Raw genomic sequence first — 5,074 nt, forward strand, 5'->3', positions numbered from 1 at the left:
GGCGTAGTCGGCGCCGTCGCCGAAGCCCTCCTGGTAGCCCTCGTCGTACCCGTATCCCGGGTCGGCGAAGGCCGGCGAGAACAGCGCGTCGGCGATCAACATGCCGCCGAGCACACCGGCCCCCGCGCCCAACGCGGTCTTCCACCACGGCGTCGAATACCAGCCCGCCGGCACCGGCCGACCCTGGTAGCGGCCACCGGGGTAGTAGTAGGGCGTCTGCCGACCGGGCTGCGGGCCGGCCCGGAAGGTCTGCCCCTGCACATCGACCTCGCGCTCCTTGGTGAGCTGCCCGACGCCCCGCGCGGCGGCCAGCGCCGGCACCTCGGGGCCGGGATCGATCCCCAGCGCGGTCCGCGCCGCCCGGATGTACGCCAGTCCCTCCAGCGCGGTCTCCCGGGCGAGCGCGAACTGGTGCGGCGTACGCGCCTGCTCCAACTGCGAACCCGCCGCGTTGTACCGCTCACCGGCGTCGGCCAGCGCCTGACGGACCGCCGGCTCGTCGCCCTGGAGGGTCAACAGCTGACCACCGAGGCGCTCGTACCAGCGGTGCGCCTCGGCGCGGGCGTCGCCCAGCTCCGTACGCCGACGGGCGGTGCCCTGAGCGCGGATGAGCGCCGCGGCACCGAGCGCGCCGACCAGCACGATCGCGAGGCACAGCACAAGTTCCATGTCATCGAACGTACCCCCGGGTGTCACGTCGTACCCGTCTGGCAAGCTCCGGTGATGGACGTCTCGACGCTGCTGGTGGTGATCGTGTGCCTCGGTGCCGGCGGGGCGGTGGGCTGGCTCGCGGCCCGGTCCCGGTCAGCGGCCGACATCGCCAGGCTGGATGCCACCCTGACGGCGACCCGCGAGGGCGAGGGGCGGCTGGAGCAGTCCATGCGGGCGTTGAGCTACGAGGCCACCGCGCAGTCGCAGGAGGCGGTGGCCCGTGCCGTGGCGCCGCTGCACGACAGCCTGCGCCGCTACGAGCAGCGGGTCGCCGAGCTGGAGCACGACCGGGTCGACGCCTACGCCGAGCTGCGCGAGCAGGTCCGCTCGATGAACGCGGTCTCCGGGGAGCTGCGCACCGAGACCAAGCAGCTGGTCGCCGCGCTGCGCGCGCCGCAGGTGCGGGGCCGCTGGGGCGAGCACCAACTGCGCCGGATCGTCGAGGCGGCCGGCATGCTGGAGCACTGCGACTTCTCCGAGCAGGTCACCGCCGCCACCGACGACCAGGTCGTCCGCCCGGATCTGGTGGTCCGCCTGCACGGCGGCCGGTCGGTGGTGGTGGACGCGAAGGCGCCGTTCGACGCGTACCTCACCGCGATGGAGGCCCGCGACGAGCGCGGCCGGGACACCCACCTCGACGCGCACGCCCGACACCTGCGGGGGCACGTCGACGCCCTGGCCGCCAAGTCGTACTGGACGGCGTTCGACAGCTCGCCCGAGTTCGTGGTCCTGTTCGTGCCCGCCGACCCGTTCCTCGACGTCGCGCTCCAACGCGACCCGACGCTGTTGGAGCACGCGTTCGCCCGCAACGTGGTGCTGGCCACGCCGGCCACCCTGGTCGCCCTGCTCCGCACGGTGGCCTACTCGTGGCGGCAGGAGGCGCTGGCCCGCAACGCGGTGGCGGTGCACACCCTCGCCCGGGAGCTGTACGGCCGGCTCTCCACCCTCGGTGACCACGTGGGCAAGCTCGGCTCGTCGCTGGCCGGCGCGGTGACCGCGTACAACCGGGCGGTCGGTTCGCTGGAGGCGCGGGTGCTGGTCAGCGCCCGCAAGCTCGCCGAGCTGGGCGTCTCGGACGACGAGCTGGCGGCCCCCGCCCAGGTCGAGCTGACCCCCCGCCAGCCGCAGGCGCCGGAGCTGCTGGACGACGCCGACCGCTGACCGCTGAGTGGGCGCCGAGGTCGCTAGCGGCGGTTGGCGCTCTCGACGACGAAGGGCGTGCCCTGCTGGCAGGTGGTCATCGTGCCCTTCTCCACCCGGCCGGTGACGGTGACCCGGGTGCCGGCAGCCAGCACGTCCCGCGGGCCGCCCACCAGCAGGTAGCCGTCGAGCAGCAGGCAGTTCGGCTCGACCCCGGCGGTGATCGTGCCGGTGAGTTCGGTGGCGCCGACCGGTGGCGGGACGCTGGGCCCGCCCGGCGACTTGAGCGGCGGGGAGGGCGTGATCGCCGGGGCGGGGCTGCTGGGTGACGCGGGGGTGGGTTGCCCAACCGTTGCCGACGGCGCTCCGGGGGTGGTGGAGCCGTCCGTCCCCCCGCAGGCGCTCAGCGCCGCGCAGACGACCAGGGCGGGGACGACGAGCCGAAAGGTCCTCATGCCGCCTTCGACGCACCGGGACGACGCGGCGTTCCCACAGTGATCCGCGCGCTGGACCACCGGCGGCACGGCCTGCCCGCCGTGATCCGGCACCCGAACGTGCTCAGCCGCGGGTCGCGGCGGCCTTCATGTCCCGCTTCAGCTCCTGCGGAAGCGAGAAGGTCAGCCGCTCGTTGGCGGTGGTGATCTCCTCGACGTCGGCGAACCCGCGTGCGGCCAGATGCGCCAGCACGTCGTTGACCAGGTCCTCCGGGACGCTCGCGCCGGAGGACACCCCGACCGTGCGGGCGTCGGTCAGCCAGGCGTCGTCGATCTCGTGGGCGAAGTCGACCAGGTGACCGGCGCGGGCGCCGGCGTCCAGGGCGACCTCGACCAACCGGACGGAGTTTGAGGAGTTCGTCGAGCCGACGACGATCACCACGTCGCACTCGGGGGCGATCTCCTTGACGACGTGCTGCCGGTTGGACGTGGCGTAGCAGATGTCGTCGCTGGGCGGGGACTGGAGCAGCGGCAGCCGGGACTTGAGCCGGGCGACCGTCTCCAGCGTCTCGTCCACCGAGAGCGTGGTCTGGGAGAGCCAGACGACCTTCTCCGGGTCACGAACGGTGACCTTGTCGACGCCGTCCGGGCCGTCCACGAGCTGGATGTGCGCGGGAGCCTCACCGGCGGTGCCGATGACCTCCTCGTGCCCCTCGTGGCCGATCAGCAGAATGTCGTAGTCCTCGGCGGCGAAGCGCTTCGCCTCCTGGTGCACCTTGGTGACCAGCGGGCAGGTCGCGTCGATGGCCTTCAGCGAGCGCTCCCGGGCCTGCTCGTAGACCTCGGGCGCCACGCCGTGCGCCGAGAAGATGACTGTGGCGCCCTCGGGCACCTCCTCGTTCTCCTCCACGAAGATCGCGCCCTGGGCCTCCAGCGTCTGCACGACGTGCTTGTTGTGGACGATCTGCTTGCGCACGTAGATCGGGGCGCCGTAGAGCTTCAGCGCCTCCTCGACGGTCTGCACGGCGCGATCAACACCCGCGCAGTAGCCGCGGGGCTTGGCCAGGAGCACGCGCTTGCCGGTCCGGAGATCAGTCACCCCCCCATCGTACGTGCCCGCCGACAACCCACCACGGCCCACAACCCCCCGCTGCATCCCGTTGATCATGAAGTTATTGCCACGACACGCCGCCACCCAGCGCAATAACTTCATGATCAACGGGGTCCAGCGGGGGTGGTCGTAGGGTGGGCGGGTGAGTGGGGTTGGTGGGGACGCTGCGCGGAGCAGCGCGGAGGAGCCTTGGCCGGTTCGGGTCGTCTCGCAGAAGGTCGGGGCGTGGATCGCCAAGCTCGGCTGGGTGTGGGTGGACGGGCAGGTGGCGCAGATCAGCCGCCGTCCCGGGGCCACGACTGTCTTCCTCACCCTGCGTGATCCGTCGGCCGACCTGAGCCTGACCGTCACCACCAACCGCGACGTGCTGGACGCCGGCGCTCCGGAGCTGCGCGAGGGTGCCCGCGTGGTGCTGCACGCCAAGCCGGAGTTCTACGCCGCCCGGGGCACGCTGAGCCTGCGGGCCGACGAGATCCGGCAGGTGGGGCTCGGTGAGCTGCTGGCCCGGCTGGAGAAGCTCAAGAAGCTGCTCGCCGCCGAGGGGCTGTTCGACCGGGCGCGCAAGCGCCGGCTGCCGTTCCTGCCCGGCCGGATCGGACTGATCACCGGCCGCGCGTCGGCCGCCGAGCGGGACGTGCTGACCAATGCCCGGCGGCGCTGGCCGGCCGTGGAGTTCCGGACGGTCAACGTGGCCGTGCAGGGCCCGTCCGCCGTGCCGCAGATCGTCGACGCGCTCAAGGTGCTGGACGCCGACCCGAGCATCGACGTGATCATCATCGCCCGGGGCGGTGGCGGCATCGAGGACCTGCTCCCCTTCTCCGACGAGGCGCTCTGCCGGGCCGTGTTCGGCTGCCGTACGCCGGTGGTCAGCGCGATCGGCCACGAGACGGACGCGCCGCTCGTCGACTACGTCGCCGACCTGCGGGCCTCCACCCCGACCGATGCGGCCAAGCGGGTGGTCCCCGACCTCACCGAGGAGGTACGCCTCATCGGTCAGGCCCGGCACCGACTCGAGCGGGCGGTCCGCAACCTGGTCGACCGGGAGTCCCACCGCCTCGACGGCCTGCGGTCCCGGCCGGTGCTGGCCCGGCCCCAGGTGATGGTGGAGCACCGCGCGACGGAGCTGGCCGGGCTGCGTCAGCGCGCCGGCCGTTGCCTGGACCACCGGCTCGCCGGCGCCGACGACGATCTGCGGCACACCCTGGCCCGGCTGCGCGCCCTCTCCCCCGCCGCCACCCTGGACCGGGGGTACGCGATCGTGCAACGCGCCGACGGGCACGTCGTACGGGCGGCGGCCGAGGTCGGCAAGGGCGACCCGCTGCGGGTCCGCCTCGCCGACGGTGAGCTGGCCGCGACGGTCGACGGCGACGTGGCGACGCGGTGACCCGGACGGGGGTGTGCTGAGATGGACGCGATGACTGACGACACGAAGGCCGGGCCGGACGAGCGGCTCAGCTACGAGCAGGCCCGCGGCGAACTCGCCTCGGTGGTGGAGCGGCTGGAGGCCGGCGGCACATCCCTGGAGGAGTCGCTGGCGCTCTGGGAGCGCGGCGAGGCACTGGCGGTGATCTGCCAGCGCTGGTTGGACGGCGCTCGGGCGCGGATCGACGCTGCCCGGCAGGACCCCGCGTCCTGACCGCGGACGGGGTGGCCGGAACCGCCGGTGGGGCGGCCGGAG

Annotated in this window: 6 protein-coding genes; 3 read left to right on the forward strand and 3 right to left on the reverse strand. The window is 73.2% G+C overall.

The genetic code is table 11. The features are described from left to right. Nucleotides 1-669 (reverse strand): hypothetical protein (locus AB0J68_RS26875; protein ID WP_363941089.1); only part of this gene is annotated, 669 nt, incomplete at its 3' end. 54 nt (nt 670-723) lie between these two features. Between AB0J68_RS26875 and AB0J68_RS26880 the strand changes: the two genes are divergently transcribed. Then, the gene (locus AB0J68_RS26880; RefSeq protein ID WP_355062944.1) at nt 724-1,872 is read left to right on the forward strand and encodes a DNA recombination protein RmuC; all 1,149 of its coding nucleotides are present in this window, start codon (nt 724-726) and stop codon (nt 1,870-1,872) included. A gap of 23 nt (nt 1,873-1,895) precedes the next feature. Here the strand turns inward: AB0J68_RS26880 and AB0J68_RS26885 are convergent, their stop codons facing one another. Then, entirely contained in the window at nt 1,896-2,306 is a 411-nt protein-coding gene (locus AB0J68_RS26885; protein WP_354854125.1) for a hypothetical protein, read from the reverse strand. 103 nt (nt 2,307-2,409) lie between these two features. After that, on the reverse strand, nt 2,410-3,453 hold the full coding sequence (locus AB0J68_RS26890) for a 4-hydroxy-3-methylbut-2-enyl diphosphate reductase (protein WP_355132821.1): 1,044 nt from the start codon (nt 3,451-3,453) through the stop codon (nt 2,410-2,412). Nucleotides 3,454-3,538: 85 nt separating this feature from the next. On the opposite strand from AB0J68_RS26890, the gene xseA reads away from it, so the two are divergent. Further along, nucleotides 3,539-4,780 carry an exodeoxyribonuclease VII large subunit gene (gene xseA / locus AB0J68_RS26895; RefSeq protein ID WP_354854122.1) on the forward strand — a complete coding sequence of 414 codons (1,242 nt, stop codon included), beginning with the start codon at nt 3,539-3,541 and terminating at the stop codon, nt 4,778-4,780. A gap of 30 nt (nt 4,781-4,810) precedes the next feature. Then, nucleotides 4,811-5,032 carry an exodeoxyribonuclease VII small subunit gene (locus tag AB0J68_RS26900; RefSeq protein WP_354854120.1) on the forward strand — a complete coding sequence of 74 codons (222 nt, stop codon included), beginning with the start codon at nt 4,811-4,813 and terminating at the stop codon, nt 5,030-5,032. Nucleotides 5,033-5,074 lie beyond the last annotated feature (42 nt).

Origin of the sequence: Micromonospora sp. NPDC049580, from assembly GCF_040675595.1 — a bacterium.
Classification (GTDB): Bacteria; Actinomycetota; Actinomycetes; order Mycobacteriales; family Micromonosporaceae; genus Micromonospora.